General features: G+C 67.8%; 15 protein-coding genes. 9 read left to right on the forward strand and 6 right to left on the reverse strand.

Translation table 11 applies throughout. From position 1 onward, the window contains the following. Positions 1-247: 247 nt before the first annotated feature. Both pcaG and pcaH read right to left on the reverse strand, forming a co-directional pair. Complete coding sequence (gene pcaG / locus HZI36_RS02325) at positions 248-841, reverse strand: protocatechuate 3,4-dioxygenase subunit alpha (protein WP_179400978.1); 594 nt, start codon at positions 839-841, stop codon at positions 248-250. Positions 842-844: 3 nt separating this feature from the next. Further along, positions 845-1,552, reverse strand: coding sequence for a protocatechuate 3,4-dioxygenase subunit beta (gene pcaH, locus HZI36_RS02330; protein WP_179400979.1), 708 nt, complete (start codon positions 1,550-1,552; stop codon positions 845-847). Positions 1,553-1,655: 103 nt separating this feature from the next. On the opposite strand from pcaH, the gene pcaQ reads away from it, so the two are divergent. The 3 genes from pcaQ (at position 1,656) to HZI36_RS02345 (ending at position 3,295) form a co-directional block, all read left to right on the forward strand. After that, positions 1,656-2,645: a pca operon transcription factor PcaQ gene (gene pcaQ, locus HZI36_RS02335; RefSeq protein ID WP_179400980.1), complete on the forward strand. Its 990-nt coding sequence runs from the start codon at positions 1,656-1,658 to the stop codon at positions 2,643-2,645. A 130-nt stretch (positions 2,646-2,775) separates the two neighbouring features. Next, positions 2,776-3,024 carry a type II toxin-antitoxin system Phd/YefM family antitoxin gene (locus tag HZI36_RS02340; protein WP_179400981.1) on the forward strand — a complete coding sequence of 83 codons (249 nt, stop codon included), beginning with the start codon at positions 2,776-2,778 and terminating at the stop codon, positions 3,022-3,024. Beyond that, the gene (locus HZI36_RS02345; RefSeq protein ID WP_179400982.1) at positions 3,014-3,295 is read left to right on the forward strand and encodes a type II toxin-antitoxin system RelE family toxin; all 282 of its coding nucleotides are present in this window, start codon (positions 3,014-3,016) and stop codon (positions 3,293-3,295) included. The genes HZI36_RS02340 and HZI36_RS02345 overlap by 11 nt, the downstream gene beginning before the upstream one ends. Positions 3,296-3,308: 13 nt before the next feature. Here HZI36_RS02345 and HZI36_RS02350 read toward each other — a convergent pair whose 3' ends face one another. After that, complete coding sequence (locus tag HZI36_RS02350) at positions 3,309-7,748, reverse strand: DEAD/DEAH box helicase (RefSeq protein ID WP_179400983.1); 4,440 nt, start codon at positions 7,746-7,748, stop codon at positions 3,309-3,311. Positions 7,749-7,894: 146 nt separating this feature from the next. Then, positions 7,895-8,419: a metal-dependent hydrolase gene (locus HZI36_RS02355; RefSeq protein WP_179400984.1), complete on the reverse strand. Its 525-nt coding sequence runs from the start codon at positions 8,417-8,419 to the stop codon at positions 7,895-7,897. 124 nt (positions 8,420-8,543) lie between these two features. Here HZI36_RS02355 and HZI36_RS02360 point away from each other — a divergent pair, with 124 nt between their 5' ends. The 4 genes from HZI36_RS02360 to HZI36_RS02375 all read left to right on the forward strand — a co-directional run bounded on the left by HZI36_RS02360 (position 8,544) and on the right by HZI36_RS02375 (position 11,588). Continuing rightward, entirely contained in the window at positions 8,544-8,798 is a 255-nt protein-coding gene (locus tag HZI36_RS02360; RefSeq protein ID WP_179400985.1) for a type II toxin-antitoxin system HicA family toxin, read from the forward strand. After that, on the forward strand, positions 8,795-9,133 hold the full coding sequence (locus tag HZI36_RS02365) for a toxin-antitoxin system HicB family antitoxin (protein WP_179400986.1): 339 nt from the start codon (positions 8,795-8,797) through the stop codon (positions 9,131-9,133). The genes HZI36_RS02360 and HZI36_RS02365 overlap by 4 nt, the downstream gene beginning before the upstream one ends. 165 nt (positions 9,134-9,298) lie before the next feature. Continuing rightward, the gene (ppk2, locus tag HZI36_RS02370) at positions 9,299-10,219 is read left to right on the forward strand and encodes a polyphosphate kinase 2 (RefSeq protein ID WP_179400987.1); all 921 of its coding nucleotides are present in this window, start codon (positions 9,299-9,301) and stop codon (positions 10,217-10,219) included. Positions 10,220-10,295: 76 nt separating this feature from the next. Continuing rightward, on the forward strand, positions 10,296-11,588 hold the full coding sequence (locus HZI36_RS02375) for a D-amino acid dehydrogenase (RefSeq protein WP_179400988.1): 1,293 nt from the start codon (positions 10,296-10,298) through the stop codon (positions 11,586-11,588). A 91-nt stretch (positions 11,589-11,679) separates the two neighbouring features. On the opposite strand, the gene HZI36_RS02380 is transcribed toward HZI36_RS02375, so the two are convergent. Beyond that, positions 11,680-12,270: a YigZ family protein gene (locus tag HZI36_RS02380; protein ID WP_179400989.1), complete on the reverse strand. Its 591-nt coding sequence runs from the start codon at positions 12,268-12,270 to the stop codon at positions 11,680-11,682. An 83-nt stretch (positions 12,271-12,353) separates the two neighbouring features. After that, positions 12,354-13,529 (reverse strand): porin, encoded by a 1,176-nt coding sequence (locus HZI36_RS02385; protein WP_179400990.1) that lies wholly within the window; start codon positions 13,527-13,529, stop codon positions 12,354-12,356. 320 nt (positions 13,530-13,849) lie between these two features. Between HZI36_RS02385 and HZI36_RS02390 the strand changes: the two genes are divergently transcribed. After that, positions 13,850-14,710 carry a MurR/RpiR family transcriptional regulator gene (locus HZI36_RS02390; protein WP_179400991.1) on the forward strand — a complete coding sequence of 287 codons (861 nt, stop codon included), beginning with the start codon at positions 13,850-13,852 and terminating at the stop codon, positions 14,708-14,710. Positions 14,711-14,901: 191 nt separating this feature from the next. After that, complete coding sequence (locus HZI36_RS02395) at positions 14,902-16,254, forward strand: aspartate aminotransferase family protein (RefSeq protein ID WP_179400992.1); 1,353 nt, start codon at positions 14,902-14,904, stop codon at positions 16,252-16,254. Positions 16,255-16,285: the final 31 nt, after the last annotated feature.

Consider the following 16,285-nt stretch of genomic DNA (forward strand, 5'->3'; position numbering starts at 1 on the left):
ACGGCACGCGGACCGGTAGGGTTCCCGCTGCCGGCGTCAATTGATTCTCTGCGTGATTCAATGTGAAGGATTGGCCGCGTTTAGCATAGGCGAATGCGTATAAAAAGCAAGAGAAACATCTGGTACGAACGGCCGTGAAGGGACGTAAACAAGAACGTAAACGACCGCGCGCGACTCAGCCGAAGCCGTCGTCGCGCGCAATGAGAGACTGAAGCGGGGACGGAAGCCGGCAGGCGCCGGCTTCCGGTCACACGTCGAAGAACACCGTTTCGTCCGCGCCCTGCATCCGGATGTCGAAGCGGTAGATCGGGCGGGCGCCCGCCTGCGCGACGCGCTTCGCGACGAGCGTCGCGCGACGCTCGGCCGGCACCGCGTTCAGCACCGGATCGGCCGCGTTCGCGGCGGCTTCGTCGTCGAAGTACACGCGCGTGAACGCATGCGAGAGAATCCCGCGCAGCATCACCGTCACGTTGACGTGCGGCGCGTCTTCCGGCGAAATCTTGCCGGGCTTGACCGTCTCGACGACGAAGCGCTGCTGCGCGTCGGTGCCGGTACCCACGCGGGCGAAGCCGTTGAAGCCGGTTTTCGCGATCTCGTCGCGCGAGGCCGGATAGTGGCCCGTGCTGTCGGCTTGCGTGAACTCGAGCACCGCGTCGCCGACGACCTGGCCGTCGCCGTCGAACACCTGACCGATGATCAGCACGTGCTCGCCGGCCGCTTCGGGCGCCGCGATCGTCGGCGAAAACAGGCTCTTCAGATCGTAGTTGTACTGCTGCGGGCAGAGGCCGTACGCGAAGTACGGGCCGACCGTCTGCGAGGGGGTTTGTTTCAGCGTCGTCATCGCTCAGCGCTCCATCGGGGTGGCGTCGCGGCCGCGCAGCACGATGTCGAATTCGTAGCCGAGCGCGTAGCCTTCTTCGGTAATGTCCATCGAGAAGCGCGAGATCAGGCGATCGCGCGCTTGTTCAGGCGTGCCCTGGAAGATCGGGTCGTAGGCGAGCAGCGGATCGCCCGGGAAGTACATCTGCGTGACGAGGCGCGAGCCGAAATAGTCGCCGAACAGCGAGAAATGGATGTGGTTCGGGCGCCACGCGTTCGGATGGTTGCCCCACGGATACGCGCCGGGCTTGATCGTCAGAAAGCGATAGCGGCCTTCGCCGTCGGTGATGCAGCGGCCCGCGCCGAGGAAATTCGGGTCGAGCGGCGCGTCGTGCTGGTCGGTCTTGTGCACGTAGCGGCCCGCGGCGTTCGCCTGCCAGACCTCGACGAGCGTGTTGCGCACCGGCTTGCCGCCTTCGTCGAGCACGCGGCCCGTGACGACGATGCGCTCGCCGAGCGGCTCGCCGTTCTTCACCGCGTTCTTCGTCAGGTCGTGATCGAGCGCGCCGAGATCGTCGGTGCCGTAGACGGGCACGTACTGATCGCGCAGCTTTTCCTTCAGCGGAATCAGCGGCTTCGTCGGGCCGCGCTTCACGGACGAACGGTAGTCGGGATGGATGTAGGCCGGGTGCGACGGCCAGTCGCGCGGCGTGAGGATCGTGGGCGAATCCATTCAGTGTCTCCTCGTGGTGTCCGGGATCGGATGAACAGCACTTTAGACAATCCGGAAAGTTATGCAAAATGATGTTTTATCGCGAATCGTATAACGGACCGTTATGCAAAATCGTATCCCCGACGGCCGGGTGAAATTCCGGCATCTGCAGTGCTTTCTGGCGGTCGCGCAGTTCGGCGCGGTGCAGAAGGCGGCCGAAAGCCTGTCGATCACGCAGCCGGCCGTGTCGAAGACGATCGCCGAGCTCGAGGCGATCCTCGGCGTGAAGCTGTTCGAGCGCGGCCGGCACGGCGCGCAGCCGACCCGCGAAGGGCAGCTGTTCATCCCGCATGCGAGTGCGTGCGTGCTCGCGCTGCGGCAGGGCGTCGGGCTGCTCGCGCACGAGAGCGGCGGCGCGGCCGCGACGCTCGAGATCGGGATGCTGCCGACCGTCGCCGCGTCGCTCGCGCCGCCGGTGATGAAGGCGCTTGCCGCGCAATGGCCGCGCGTCGTCGTGCGGCTCGCGACCGCGTCGAACGCGGAGCTGCTCGAAAAGCTGAAAGCGGGCGCGATCGAATGTGCGATCGGGCGGCTGTCGGAGCCGGAGCGAATGGTCGGCCTCGCGTTCGAGCAGTTGTACAGCGAGCCGCTCGTCGCGGTCGTGCGCGCCGGGCATCCGCTGCTCGCGAGCGCCGCGCCGGCCGCCGAGCTTGCGCGGCATCCGGTGGTGCTGCCGCCTTACGGCACGATGATCCGCCAGTCGGCCGAGCAGCTGCTCGGCGCGTGCGGCGCGCCGCCGCTCGATTCGTTCGTCGAGGTGCTGTCGGTGTCGGTCGCGCGCGCGCTCGCGCTGCAAAACGACGCGGTCTGGTTCGTGCCGCTTTATGCGGCCGAGGCCGATCTCGCGGATGGCGCGCTCGCGCGCGTGCCGCTGCCGGCCGCGAGCACCGACGAGCCGGTCGGGCTGATTCTGCGCACCGACGCGCAGCCGTCGCCGGTCGCGCGCACGCTGATCGACGCGGTCAGGGAGATTGCGCGGGAGAGGCTGGCTGGGCGCATGGCGAAGAAGGCAAGGGGGCGGCGGCGGACGATGCGTGAGTCGGGGGCCGAGTGAGGGTAGCCATCACGTGCGTCAGGCTAAACTGATGAGTCCTTTTAATAGTGCTTTTAAGGGTGCTATTGAATGTGCTTTTAATCGTACTGAAATGGAGTAGAATAGCCGCCTGATCGATGAAGGAGTCGCCATGCCGCATAGAATCCTTGCCAATGTCACCGCGAGCGTTTCCGAGCTGAAAAAGAACCCGATGGGGACGGTTGCGGCGGGAGACGGTTTTCCGGTGGCGATCCTGAACCGGAACGAGCCGGCCTTCTACTGCGTGCCGGCGAAGGCGTGGGAGGCGCTGCTCGAACGCCTCGAAGACATCGAAGACAACGTGATTGCCGATACGCGAGCGGGCGAGAAGGTCGTGAAGGTCAGCCCGGATGCGCTTTGAACTCGGTTTTCTCGAATCGGCGCTGAAAGAGTGGAAGAAGCTCGACCGCCCCGTTCGGGACCAGTTCAAGGCCAAACTGCTCGAACGCCTCGACCATCCGCGCGTGCCTGCGGCCAAGCTCCACGGGCATGCCGACCGCTACAAAATCAAGTTGCGCAGTAGCGGATTTCGTCTTGTCTACGAGGTTCGCGACGCGGAGGTGATCGTCATCGTCGTCGCGGTCGGCCGGCGCGACCGCGACGCGGTCTATCTCGCCGCCGCAAAGCGCTAGCTGCCCGGGACACTCACCGCCGCCGCGCAAGCCTCACCCTTGCATCTTCCCGCTCGGCGGCCGACAGATCCGCCGAGTAACGAAACTCCCCCGCGACGAGCGACGCGACCGGCACGCCGTCGCGGAACAGCACGCGATTGCCGGCGAGCGCGGGCACCTTGTCGCCGGACAGCAGCGTGCCCGCGAGATTCAGCGGGTCCGCGCCGCTCACGCAGACGAACTGCCCGTCGCCCGGCTGCCGGCGCATCTCGCGCAGCACCGGAATCGCTTCCGGCAGCGCGAACTGTTCGCCCGCGAGCCCCGCGACGAAACGTCCGCCGCGAATCTCGCCGCGCGCTTCCAGCCGCTGCAGCACGCGCGCGAGCTCGCGCCAGCTCGGCAGCCAGTCCGCCTCGCGTTCCAGCAGGCGCCAGAACACGACGCCGTAGCGGCGCAGCAGCGTCCACGCGACATGCTCGAGCGCGTCCGGATCGGTGGCCGGCGGCCCGCGTCGCGACGTCGGCGCATCGACGGCGGCCGGTGCCGCGGGCCGCTGCACGAGTGCCCAGCGGCCCGCGTCGTCCATCCCGCCGATCAGCGCGCCGCCGCGCCGCGTGCGCGGCGCGTACGTCGCGCTGCGCTTCACCGCCGGACGCAGCAGCGCGCGCAGTCCCGCGAAGCTGTCCGCGTTCGCGAGCCCCGCCGATACGAGCTCGCCGAGCGCCTGCTCGAGCTCGACCGGCAGCAGATGCAGCGCGTCGACGAGCGCGTCGAAGAACATCGCGCCATGCGCGGCGAGCGCGTCGCGCACCTGCGTCGCGCGCGCGGACAATGCCGGCTGCGCGTCCGGATCGCGCAGTGCCTGCCACGCGGCGAGATCGCGGCGCGGCAGCAGCACGATCGGCGTCGTCTTGACCGGCGTGCCCGCCGCACGCGCCGGCGTGCCGATCCGCGTCCACACGAGCCGGCCCGATCGGCACAGCTCGTCGAGCCCGCCCGCCATATAGTCGGTCAGCCGCGCGGGCAACAGCGCGTCTTCCCATGCGCCGGCCGCCGCCTCGAACCCTTCGAGCTGTTCGACGACAGCCACGAGCGCGTCGCGGCCGGTGCCGTGCGTGTCAGGCGTCAGGCGCTGCCAGTGCAGCAGGAAGCGCATGAAGTCCGCGCGCTCGACCGGCTCGATCTCGCGGCGCAGCCGCTTCACCGTATAGCGATGGATCCGCGCGAGCAGATGCCGCTCGCACCATTCGTCCGCGGCCGCGCCCGGCGTGAAGCGGCCGCGCATCACGTAGCCTTCGCGCTCGAGCGCCGCGAGCGCGATCGATGCCGCCGCCGCCGGCACGCCGAGCGGCCGTGCGATCGCATCGAGCGCGAGCGGCCCGAAGCCGGTCAGCCGCGCGCGGATCACGTCGACCAGCGCCGCGTCCGCTTCCCACTGCGTCGCGCACGCGTCCGGCACTTTCAGCGCGGGCGTCGTGCGCGCATCCGGATGCAGCGCGCGGACGCACGTCACGCGCTCGACCGGCACCCACAGCGCGGCGCCGTCCTTTGAGACGAACCGCGTCGCGCGGCGGCGCACGGCCAGCTCGGCGAGCCACGCGTGCCAGCCGTCGTGAGCGTGCGCCTCGTCGTCGGCGATGCACGCGAGCGTCAGCAGCGCGTCGTGCATCTCGTCGGCGTCGCGCACGAGCGGCCACGCCTCGTCGCGCACCGCGGCGATCGCGTCCGCGTCGAGCGCGCCCAGATCGTCCGCCGACGCCGGATCGCTGTAGCGCCGCGCGAGCACCGCCTGCGTGCGGCGTTCCTCGAGCGGCGCGTCGTCGAGGAACGCATACGGCTTCGCGTTCAGGATCTCGGCCGCGAGCGGCGACGGCGCGGGCAGGTCGCGCGCGACGAGCGTCACGTCGCCGGCCTCGATCCGCCGCAGCAGCGCGAGCCAGCCGTCGGTGTCCATCGCGTCGTGCAGGCAGTCGTCGAGCGTCTGCGCGACGAGCGGATGATCGGGAATCTCGCGCTCGCCGACGAGGTTTTCCGCGCACGCGACCTGATCGGGGAACACGGTCGCGAGCAGATCCTCGCTCTTCATCCGCTGCAGCTGCGGCGCGGTCCGCTTGCCGCCGGTGAAGCGCGGCAGCGCGAGCGACGTCGTCGCGTTCCAGCGCCAGCGCACCGCGAACATCGGCGCGTCGAGCAGCGCCTGGATCAGCACGTGCTCGGCGCTCGACGCGCGCAGATAGCGCCACACCTCGTCGAGCGGGAAGCTGTGCGCGAGCGACAGCGACAGGATGATCGCGTCGTCGGTCGCGGCCGCCTGCAGCTCGAAGTTGAACGTGCGGCAGAAGCGCTTGCGCAGCGCGAGCCCCCACGCGCGATTGATCCGGCTGCCGAACGGCGTATGGATCACGAGCTGCGTGCCGCCCGATTCGTCGAAGAAGCGCTCCATCACGAGCGTGTCGTGTGTCGGCAGCGTGCCGAGCGCCGCACGGGCGCGCGCGAGGTAGTCGCCGATCTGGCGCGCGGCGTTGTCGGACAGGCGGAGCTCGCCGGTGAGCCAGCGCAACACGGGGGCGACGCGGCTCGCGGGTTCGGTGGAGACGGAGCGGGTGGGCGCGTCGGCCGCGTCGGTTCCCGCACCGACCGGATTCGCGCCGATTGCCGATGCGCGGCCATTGCCGAGCAGCGCGTCGACCTGCGCATACAGCCGCCCGACCGCGGCCGACAGCTCGTCGCTGCGCCCCGGCGCCTCGCCCAGCCAGAACGGGATGTTCGGCGCTTCGCCGCGCGCGTCCTCGACGCGCACGCGGCCGGTCTCGATCCGGATGATCCGGTACGACTGGTTGCCGAGCTGGAACACGTCGCCGGCCAGGCTCTCGATCGCGAAATCCTCATTGACCGTGCCGACCTGGATCCCCTGCGGCTCGAGCAGCACCGTGTAGTCGCCGGTGTCGGGGATCGTGCCGCCGGACGTCGTCGCGGTCATCATCGCGTTGCGCCGTCCGCGCACGGTGCCGCCGACGATGTCGCGATGCAGATACGCGGCGCGCACGCCGCGCCGGCTGCTGAAGCCTTCGGCGAGCATCTTCAGCACGTCGTCGAAGCGCTCGCGCGGCAGCCGCGCATACGGCGACGCGCACGTGAAGCGGCGGTAAAGCGCGTCCTCGTCCCACTCGCGGCACGCGACCTCGGCGACGATCTGCTGCGCGAGCACGTCGAGCGGCGCGTCGGGAATCTTCAGCGTGTCGAGCTCGCCGCGCCGCACGCAGTCGAGCAGCGCCGCGCATTCGACGAGCTCGTCGCGCGACAGCGGAAAGAGCCGCCCCTTCGGCACGCCGCCGACGTGGTGGCCCGAGCGGCCGACGCGCTGCAGGAACGGCGCGATCCCGCGCGGCGAGCCGACCTGCACGACGAGATCGACGTCGCCGATGTCGATGCCGAGCTCCAGCGACGCGGTCGCGACGAGCAGCTTCAGCTCGCCGCGCTTCAACCGCTGCTCGGCGTCGAGGCGGTGCTCTTTCGCGAGACTGCCGTGATGCGCGGCGATCGCGTCGCGGCCGAGGCGGTCCGCGAGATGGCGCGCGACGCGCTCGGCGACGCGCCGCGTGTTCACGAACACGAGCGTCGTCCGGTGCGCGGCCGCGAGCTCGGCGATGCGGTCGTACACCTGCTCCCAGACGTCGGTCGCCATCACCGGCTCGAGCGGCACGCGCGGCAATTCGAGCGCGAGATCGCGCTCGCGCGCGTGGCCGGTGTCGACGATCGCGCAGTCGCGCGGCGCGTCGGCCGGGCCGCCGACCAGGAAGCGCGCGACCGCGTCGATCGGCTTCTGCGTCGCGGAGAGCCCGATGCGCGGCAGCGCGCGGCCGACGAGCGCGTCGAGGCGTTCGAGCGACAGCGCGAGATGGCTGCCGCGTTTGCCCGACGCGAGCGCGTGAATTTCGTCGACGATCACCGAACGCACGCTCGACAGCATGTTGCGTCCGGACGTCGACGACAGCAGCACGTACAGCGACTCGGGCGTCGTCACGAGGATGTGCGGCGCGCGCTTGCGCAGCGCCGCGCGCTCGGCCTGCGTCGTGTCGCCGGTGCGTACCGCGGTGCGGATCGCGGGCACCGGCAGGCCGAGCCGCGCGAGCGATTCGGAGATGCCGGCGAGCGGCGCATCGAGGTTCACGTGGATGTCGTTCGACAGCGCCTTCAGCGGCGACACGTAGACGGTCAGCGTCGCGTCGGGCAGCGTGCCGCCGTGCGCGAGCGCGTTGCGCACGAGTTCGTCGATCGCGCACAGGAACGCGGTCAGCGTCTTGCCGGAGCCGGTCGGCGCGGCGACGAGCGTCGAGCGGCCCGCGCGAATGAGCGGCCACGCGAGCGCCTGCGCGCCGGTCGGCGCGGCGAACGTGCGGTGGAACCAGTCGGCGACGGCCGGGTGGAACACGTCGAGCACGCTGGTGGCGGGGCGGGTGACGGTGACGTCCATCGGAACGGAGAAGGGGCCGGAGCGAAGAGGCCGATCGGAATCGTCAGTGTGCCAGAGGCGGGCGAAGTCTGCGGCGCATCGCGCGGACTGGCCCGCGGACCGGCCGCCCAGGGCCTGCGCAAGCCGGTTATTGGCGTGAACAGACCCTACGCATTCGCCAACCACCCGAGCCAATACCTGAACGGCAGCATGTGCCCCCACGCCGCGTGCGCGAACCACAGCGCGCCGGCCCACGCGGTCGCGACGACGATCAGATCGCAATGCCCGCTCTTCCATAGCTTCAGCGAATGACGCCGCCAGATCCACGGCACGCCGAGCGGATTCGGCCAGTCGGCGAGCAGGTGCATGATGCCGCCGCACGCGAAGCCGAGCAGCGGCGCGGCCCACAGCGGAGACGGGCGGTGCGCGAGCGCGTGCCATGCGAATGCGAGCATCGCGATCCAGCCGATGCCCCAGTGTGTGACTGTGCGATGCGTGATCCACAGGCGGCGCGCGCGGCTCCACCACGCGACTTCGAGCCAGTCGGGCGCCGTGCCGCCGGCGACGCCGGCCACGAACGCGGCGGCGCAGCCCACGTGCCACGGGCCGGCCGCGCCCGATTGCGCGACGAGAACCGCCGCGATCAGACCGGCCGCGAAGCCGGTCGCGTGATGTGCATGATGCGATGCCATGGCGAACGAAACGGAAAACCGTGTTGCGTGAAAACGAAGGGGCGCTATCTTCGCAGATCGTTGCGATCTTGTGTATGTCGTCGGTGGATTGGTATTGGTGTCAAAAAATGGTATCGTTCTCGGCATGAAATCCAAACACGAAAAGACGCTCAGGCTGATCTTCTCTCGTCCAACGCCGGCGGGTGTCAAGTGGACGGATGCTGTTGCGCTGATGGGCGAATTAGGCGCGGAGATCGAGGAGCGGGAAGGATCCCGCGTGGCGATTTTCCTGTTCGGGCAAGTCACTGTGATGCACCGGCCGCACCCGTCACCCGACATGGACAAGGGCGCAGTGGCATCGCTGCGGAAGTGGTTTGAGGAAAATGGGGTGAAGCCGTGATCAACATCATGAACATTGGCGGCCAGAAGGCCGTGATTTCCTACGATTCGGAAATGGAGATGTTCCGAGGTGAGTTCGTTGGCCTAAACGGGGGAGCCGACTTTTACGCGATGGACGTCGCTGGTCTGCATCGCGAGGGGGAGCTGTCGCTGAGGATCTTCCTGGAGGAGTGCGAGCGGCGGCATGTCGATCCGCACAAGCGCTTTTCCGGCAAATTCACGCTGCGCGTATCGCCGCAGACCCACGAAGCCGCGTCGATCGCCGCGGCTGCGCGTGGCGTGAGCCTGAATCAATGGGCGGTGGATGTGCTGGAGCAGGCCGCGACGGCGAATTGATCGCCGTCGAAGTGAAAAGCGCCGTGCAAGACGGGGCATTGGGAAACCCTCAAACGCTCCGAAGCATGACACCCGACGCGCTGTCATCACGTTGTCACATCGCCGCTCGCCCCGACTGAGATAATGGAGCGCATTTGCCCGCGCGAGCGAATCGAAGGAGGCTCCATGAGCGAACACGACACCCGCGAATCGATGCACACGCGCCAGCGCCGTCTCGAGGAGGATCTCGTCGACGCATACGACGAGGAACTCGAGATGGAGTTCGACGATCGCCGCTTCGAGTCCGACGACCTGCTGTTCACGCGGGAGCGGCGCGAGGCGCGCAAGCGCTATTTCCAGGAGTTGTTCCGGCTGCAGGGCGAGCTCGTGAAGCTGCAGGACTGGGTCGTCGACACCGGGCACCGGCTCGTCGTGATCTTCGAAGGCCGCGACGCGGCCGGCAAGGGCGGCGCGATCAAGCGGATCACGCAGCGGCTGAATCCGCGCGTGTGCCGCGTCGCCGCGCTGCCCGCGCCGAACAATCGCGAGCGCACGCAGTGGTATTTCCAGCGCTACGTCGCGCATCTGCCCGCGGGCGGCGAAATCGTGCTGTTCGACCGGAGCTGGTACAACCGCGCGGGCGTCGAGCGCGTGATGGGCTTCTGCTCCGACGATGAATACGAGGAATTCTTCCGCTCGGTGCCCGAGTTCGAGAAAATGCTCGTGCGCAGCGGCATCCAGATCCTCAAGTACTGGTTTTCGATCACCGATTCGGAGCAGGAGGTGCGCTTCCAGAACCGCATCAACGATCCGCTGAAGCAATGGAAGCTGAGCCCGATGGACCTCGAGAGCCGGCGGCGCTGGGAGGCGTATACGGCGGCGAAGGAAGAGATGCTCCAGCGCACGCATATCCCGGAGGCGCCGTGGTGGGTCGTGCAGGCGGTCGACAAGAAGCGCGCGCGCCTGAACTGCATCCATCATCTGCTGAGCCAGGTGCCTTACCAGGAGGTGTCGCGCAAACCGGTCGAGCTGCCGCAGCGCGTGCATCATGAGGACTATATCCGCCGGCCGGTGCCGGAGAGCATGATCGTGCCGGATATCTACTGATCGGCTAGTTTGGTGCGTGTGACGATCGGCTTTTTTGCGTCATTTGCGCGTTGCGCGGCGCAGCACGGGAGCAGCCATGCGAGTCGTTGTATTGGGAAGCGGTGTCGTCGGGGTGACGTGCGCGTACTATCTGGCGCGCGCGGGGCATGAAGTGACCGTCGTCGATCGCGAGGCCGGCCCGGCGCTCGAAACGAGCTTCGCGAACGCCGGCCAGATCTCGCCTGGCTACGAGGCCCCGTGGGCCGCGCCCGGCGTGCCGCTGAAAGCGGTCAAGTGGATGTTCCAGAAGCACGCGCCGCTGGCGATCCGCCCCGACGATGCGGACAAGCAGTTCCAGCTTCAATGGATGTGGCAGATGTTGCAGAACTGCACGGCCGAGCGCTATGCGGTGAACAAGGGCCGCATGGTCCGGCTCGCCGAATACAGCCGCGACTGCCTGCAGACGCTGCGCGCCGACACCGGTATCCAGTACGAAGGCCGCACCGGCGGCACGCTGCAGGTGTTCCGCACGCAGCAGCAGTTCGACGGCGCCGCGAAGGACATCGCGGTGCTGAAGGAAGCGAACGTGCCGTACGAACTACTGATGCCGGCCGATCTCGCGCGCGCCGAGCCGGCGCTCGCGGCGACGGCGCACAAGCTGACGGGCGGCCTGCGCCTGCCCGGCGACGAAACCGGCGACTGCCAGCTGTTCACGACGCGCCTCGCCGCACTCGCCGCGGAGCTCGGCGTGACGTTCCGCTACGACACGGTGATCGACAGCCTCGTTGTCGAGGGCGGCCGTGTCGTCGGCGCGCGGCACGGCAGCAAGCTCGTGCATGCGGATGCGTTCGTCGTCGCGTTCGGCTCGTACTCGACGAAATTCCTGTCCGGTATCGCGAAGATCCCGGTCTATCCGCTGAAGGGCTACTCGATCACCGCGCCGATCGCCGACGAGGCGCGCGCGCCGGTGTCGACCGTGCTCGACGAAACGTACAAGATCGCGATCACGCGCTTCGACAAGCGCATCCGCGTCGGCGGAATGGCGGAGATCGTCGGCTTCAACAAGGAATTGCGCGAAGCGCGCCGCGAGACGCTCGAGATGTGCGTGAACGATCTGTTCCCGGGCGGCGGCGACACATCGAAGGCGACGTTCTGGACCGGCCTGCGCCCGATGACGCCGGACGGCACGCCGATCGTCGGCCGCACCGCGTTGCCGAACCTGTTCCTGAACACCGGCCACGGCACGCTCGGCTGGACGATGTCGTGCGGCTCGGGGCAACTGCTCGCCGACCTGATCTCGGGCAAGCCGCCGGCGATCCGATACGACGATCTGAACGTGTTCCGATACGCGGACGAGTCGGCGGCGCCGGCGGATTTCGATCTGAACTGACGGCCGCTGTCGGCCGTTCCGCCGTCTTTTTGCGCGTGCTTCGACGCGCTTCGTTTCACTCGATCCGGCGCCGTCAGTCTCAGCCTCAGCCTCAGTCGAAGTCGGAAAACCCCGCGCGCCCCTGCGTGATGTCGACGAGCGTCGCGCGCGCGGCGTCGGCGGCGGTCTCGGGCAGGCGAATCGCGAGCCTGACCGTCATGCCGTACGCGCTGTCGACGAGCTCATACCCCTGCTGCTCGATCCAGCGCCGCACGCGCGCCTCGTCCGGATAGCTCATCTCGATCGCGAGGCGGGTCAGCGCGATCCGCTCGACGCGCTCGGCATCGATCAGCGCGGCGGCGATCGCGTCCGTGTACGCGCGCACGAGGCCGCCCGCGCCGAGCTTCACGCCGCCGTAATAGCGCACGACGGCACCGAGCACGCCGTCGAGATCGTGATGCCGCAGCACTTCGAGAATCGGCCGGCCCGCGGTGCCGGACGGCTCGCCGTCGTCCGACATCCCCGACTGCCCGCCCGCGAGCAGCGCCCAGCAGACGTGCGTCGCGGCCGGGTGTTCGTCGCGCAGGCGCTGCAGCGCCTGCATCGCCGCGCCGCGGTCGTCGACCGGCATCGCGTACGCGATGAAGCGGCTCTTGCGGATCTCGAGCTCCGCGATTTGCGTGGTGGGTAAGGTGTAAGTCACGTTGATCGGCGTAGAGGTGCGCGTGATTATAGTCGCGCGCCGATCCTGATCCGGTTCCGTCGCGGGGCGACGGAACCGGACACTCAGAACACGTGCCGGATACCGACCGACGCGCCGAGCTGGCCGGTCGAGCCCGGCGTCATGTAGTACGTCTGCGCGCCCGACGGCAGGTAATAGCCCACCGACTGCCCGCTCGGCGTATAACCGACGTTGTCCCAGTTCAGCGACGCGAAGCGCGAATACATGAATGACGCATAGACGTCGGTCGCCTTCGACAGGCTGTAGTCCGCGATCGCAAGCCATTGCTGCGGCCCCTTCGGCTTGACGAGTGTGCCGTTGACAGTCGCGTGCTTGATGTCGTCGTAGTAGTACGCGACCGTGAAACGCGCGGCCGGCGTGGCGGTCCACGTGACGCCGGCCCAGTACATGTCGTCCTGGTGCGGCGAGTACAGCGGCGAACCCGACGACGGCGCGAGCGTGTTGCCCCAGCGGTAGCCGGCCACGAACTTCAGCGAATCGAACGTATAGCGCAGCCCGACGGTCGCGCGCATGTCCTTCGCGAACGTGTTCCCGCCGGACGCGCCGACGAACTCGGCCACATTCAGCTCGTTCACGTTGTCGAAGCCCAGGCCGACACCGAAGGCCGCGCCAGAGTACGACAGGCCGACGCCATAGCCCGATCCCGCGGCGGCCGACCCGGCGCGCCCGCCGAACGACCAGTGCGCGGACACGTACAGCGGGCCGAACTGGCCTTCGTACTTCGCCATGTTGTTCTCACGGAAGTTCGCGCCGGCCATCGCGACGACCGGCTCGAACTCGGGCGAGTAATAGGTTGGGGTGTAATCCGCCAGCGCGACGAACATCGACGTGTATTGCCGGCCGAACTCGAGCTTCTGGGTACCCTTGCCGCTGCCAAGGCCGACGAATGCCTGCCGGCCGAACAGCAGGCCGCCGTTGCCGAGCGCGCCGTTGTCCGGATTGAACTGGTTCTCGAGGGTGAAGAACGCGGAGTAGCCGCCGCCCAGATCCTCCGTGCCGCGCAAGCCGAAACGGGAGCTGGCGATGCCGGCCGGGTTCATCTGAAATTGCCGGCCCGACGCGCCGGGGATGATCGTGCCGTTGTTCGTGCCTTGTACGTGATTGACGAACTGGATGTCGGTCGTCACCATCCCGTAGAGCGTGACGGACGACTGCGCATGCGCGCCGCTCGCCAGTGCCGTGGCTGCGGCCGCGATGGCGGCCAGATAACGCTTCTTCATGTCTCCTCCAATTTTCATTGCGACGGGTGCGGATGCACCCGTCGGGATCGTGGTAGGGTACGTCGCCGCGAATAATCTCAGAGATTAATTTGTCGCTCAATCCGTTGAAATACGGTGTTGTTTTTTGGCAATATCTTGTGTTGTAATCCTTAAAAGTATTTGTTTTTATTGAGATTTTAATTTCGTCTTACCGTATGAATGAAAAGGCGTGGGAAATTAATTCGATAGATTAAATAACCGGAGTGATGCCCCGGTGATAACATTCGTTGTCGTCCCGTTCAGCCCAGCCCATCCTCGCCGGCGCCCGCGCCACCGTTCGCATGCCTGACAGTTTCGACCAGCTCGCGGCCCTGATCCGCACACGCTTTTCCGAGCTCAGCCCGCAATTCCAGGCCGGCGCGGCGTTCCTGCTCGACCATCCCGACGAGGTTGCTGTATCGTCGATGCGCAAGGTTGCCGAGCGCGCGCAGGTGCAACCCGCGTCGCTCGTGCGCCTGTCGCAGCAACTGGGATTTCCCGGCTGGAACGAGTTGCGCGACCTGTTCGTCCAGCGCGTGCGCACGCGTCCGGAACCGCTGACGAGCCGCGCGCGCACGCTCGTCAACGCAAGCGCGAAGGATGCGCTCGCGCGCGATCTGCTCGCCGCGCACCAGCACAACCTCGACGCAACCGCCGCGCACAACGTGCGCGCGACCGTCGAGGCCGCGCGCCTGCTGCGCCGCGCGTCGCACGTGCACGTCGCCGGGTTCCGCTCGTGCTATCCGGTCGCGTTCGGCTTCGTGTACGGATATCGGCTGTTCCGTTCGTCGGTGTCGCTGCTGACCGGCGAAGCCGGGACGCTGGAGATGCAGCTTCGCGGGATCGAGCGCGGCAGCGCGACGGTTGTCGTCAGCTTCGCGCCTTATTCGGTCGAGGCGGCGCGTGTCGCGGAAGCCGCGCAAGAAAGCGGCAGCAAGCTGATCGCGATCACCGACAGCGCGGTGTCGCCGATCGCGCTCAATGCCGACAGCACGCTGATCTTTTCTCACGACAGCCCGTCGTTCTTTCCGTCGCTGGTCGCCGCGACCGCGATCGCGGAGAGCCTGGTCGCGCATCTGCTCGCGCTGGAAGGCGCGGACGCGGTGCGGCAGCTCGAAATGGCCGAGCAGGCACTGCATGCGAAGGGCGCGTACGTGCCCTGACACGTCGGTCAGTCCGTATTCTTCCTATTTTTTTCTGGTTTCGGGCGTGGCGAATCGCCCGGGCGAGTTTGCGCTCACAATGACAACAAATGTTGTTGTATCATCGAGTTTTTGAATCGTGTGTTGATTGATCGCGCGGCCGCCGACGAAGCGAAACGAAACGTTCATGCCGCCACGCTCAGGAGAATCGCATGACCACCACAGTCTTTCACCGGATGCCGAAGCAGTCGCTGCCGGTCGCCGTCGCCGGCGACGGCATCGAGATCATCGACGCCGCCGGCAAGCGCTACATCGATGCGAGCGGCGGTGCGGCCGTGTCGTGTCTCGGGCACAGCAACGCGCGCGTGATCGACGCGATCAAGCGCCAGGCGCAGCAGCTGCCGTATGCGCATACGTCGTTTTTCACGACGCAGGTCGCGGAGGAACTCGCCGATCGCCTGGTTCGAAGCGCGCCGCCGGGGCTCGGCCACGTGTATTTCGTGTCCGGCGGATCGGAGGCGATCGAGGCGGCGCTGAAGCTCGCGCGCCAGTATTTCGTCGAGATCGGCGAGCCGCAGCGGCGCCACCTGATCGCGCGGCGGCAGAGCTATCACGGCAACACGCTCGGCGCGCTCGCGATCGGCGGCAACGCATGGCGGCGCGAGCCGTTCCTGCCGCTGCTGATCGACGCGCATCACGTGAGCCCGTGCTACGCGTATCGCGAGCAGCGCGCCGACGAGACCGAGGAAGCGTTCGCGCAGCGCCTCGCCGACGAACTCGAGCAGAAGATTCTCGAACTCGGCCCGCGGACCGTCGCGGCGTTCGTCGCGGAGACGGTCGTCGGCGCGACCGCGGGCGCGGTGCCGCCGGTGCGCGAGTATTTCCGGAAGATCCGCGCGGTCTGCGACAAGTATGGCGTGTTGCTGATCCTCGACGAAATCATGTCCGGGATGGGGCGCACCGGCTATCTGTTCGCGTGCGAGGAAGACGGTGTCGCGCCCGATCTGCTGACGATCGCGAAGGGGCTCGGCGCCGGCTACCAGCCGATCGGCGCGACGCTCGTCAGCGACCGGATCTACGATGCGATCGTCGGCGGATCCGGGTTCTTCCAGCACGGGCATACGTATCTCGGCCACGCGATCGCTTGCGCGGCGGCGCTCGAAGTGCAGCGCGTGATCGCCGACGACGATCTGCTGCCGAACGTGCGCGCGCGCGGCGAGCAGCTTCGCGCGCTGCTGCGCGAGCGCTACGCGGCCGATCCGCATGTCGGCGACGTGCGCGGGCGCGGGTTGTTCGTCGGCGTCGAGCTCGTGCAGGATCGCGCGACGAAAGCGCCGTTCGATCCGCAGCTGAAGCTGCATGCGGCGATCAAGCGCGAAGCGATGCAGCGCGGGCTGATGGTCTATCCGATGGGCGGCACGGTGAACGGCGCGATCGGCGATCATGTGCTGCTCGCGCCGCCGTTCATCTGCACGGCGGCCGACATCGAGCGGATCGTCGATCGCCTGGCTGACTCGATCGAAAGCGCGATCGACGGCGCGCTCGTCGCGGCCGGCGCACGCTGAGCCGTTCCGCCAACCCTTTCTTTCACGATTT

Source organism: Burkholderia guangdongensis, assembly GCF_013403875.1.
Lineage (GTDB): Bacteria > Pseudomonadota > Gammaproteobacteria > Burkholderiales > Burkholderiaceae > Burkholderia > Burkholderia guangdongensis.

Excerpts from the sequence above, each read along its gene's own strand:
- pcaG (WP_179400978.1), bottom strand. The coding sequence starts at position 841 with ATGACGACGCTGAAACAAACCCCCTCGCAGACGGTCGGCCCGTACTTC.
- pcaH (WP_179400979.1), bottom strand. The coding sequence starts at position 1,552 with ATGGATTCGCCCACGATCCTCACGCCGCGCGACTGGCCGTCGCACCCG.
- pcaQ (WP_179400980.1), top strand. The coding sequence starts at position 1,656 with ATGCAAAATCGTATCCCCGACGGCCGGGTGAAATTCCGGCATCTGCAG.
- HZI36_RS02340 (WP_179400981.1), top strand. The coding sequence starts at position 2,776 with ATGCCGCATAGAATCCTTGCCAATGTCACCGCGAGCGTTTCCGAGCTG.
- HZI36_RS02345 (WP_179400982.1), top strand. The coding sequence starts at position 3,014 with ATGCGCTTTGAACTCGGTTTTCTCGAATCGGCGCTGAAAGAGTGGAAG.
- HZI36_RS02350 (WP_179400983.1), bottom strand. The coding sequence starts at position 7,748 with ATGGACGTCACCGTCACCCGCCCCGCCACCAGCGTGCTCGACGTGTTC.
- HZI36_RS02355 (WP_179400984.1), bottom strand. The coding sequence starts at position 8,419 with ATGGCATCGCATCATGCACATCACGCGACCGGCTTCGCGGCCGGTCTG.
- HZI36_RS02360 (WP_179400985.1), top strand. The coding sequence starts at position 8,544 with ATGAAATCCAAACACGAAAAGACGCTCAGGCTGATCTTCTCTCGTCCA.
- ppk2 (WP_179400987.1), top strand. The coding sequence starts at position 9,299 with ATGAGCGAACACGACACCCGCGAATCGATGCACACGCGCCAGCGCCGT.
- HZI36_RS02375 (WP_179400988.1), top strand. The coding sequence starts at position 10,296 with ATGCGAGTCGTTGTATTGGGAAGCGGTGTCGTCGGGGTGACGTGCGCG.
- HZI36_RS02385 (WP_179400990.1), bottom strand. The coding sequence starts at position 13,529 with ATGAAGAAGCGTTATCTGGCCGCCATCGCGGCCGCAGCCACGGCACTG.
- HZI36_RS02390 (WP_179400991.1), top strand. The coding sequence starts at position 13,850 with ATGCCTGACAGTTTCGACCAGCTCGCGGCCCTGATCCGCACACGCTTT.
- HZI36_RS02395 (WP_179400992.1), top strand. The coding sequence starts at position 14,902 with ATGACCACCACAGTCTTTCACCGGATGCCGAAGCAGTCGCTGCCGGTC.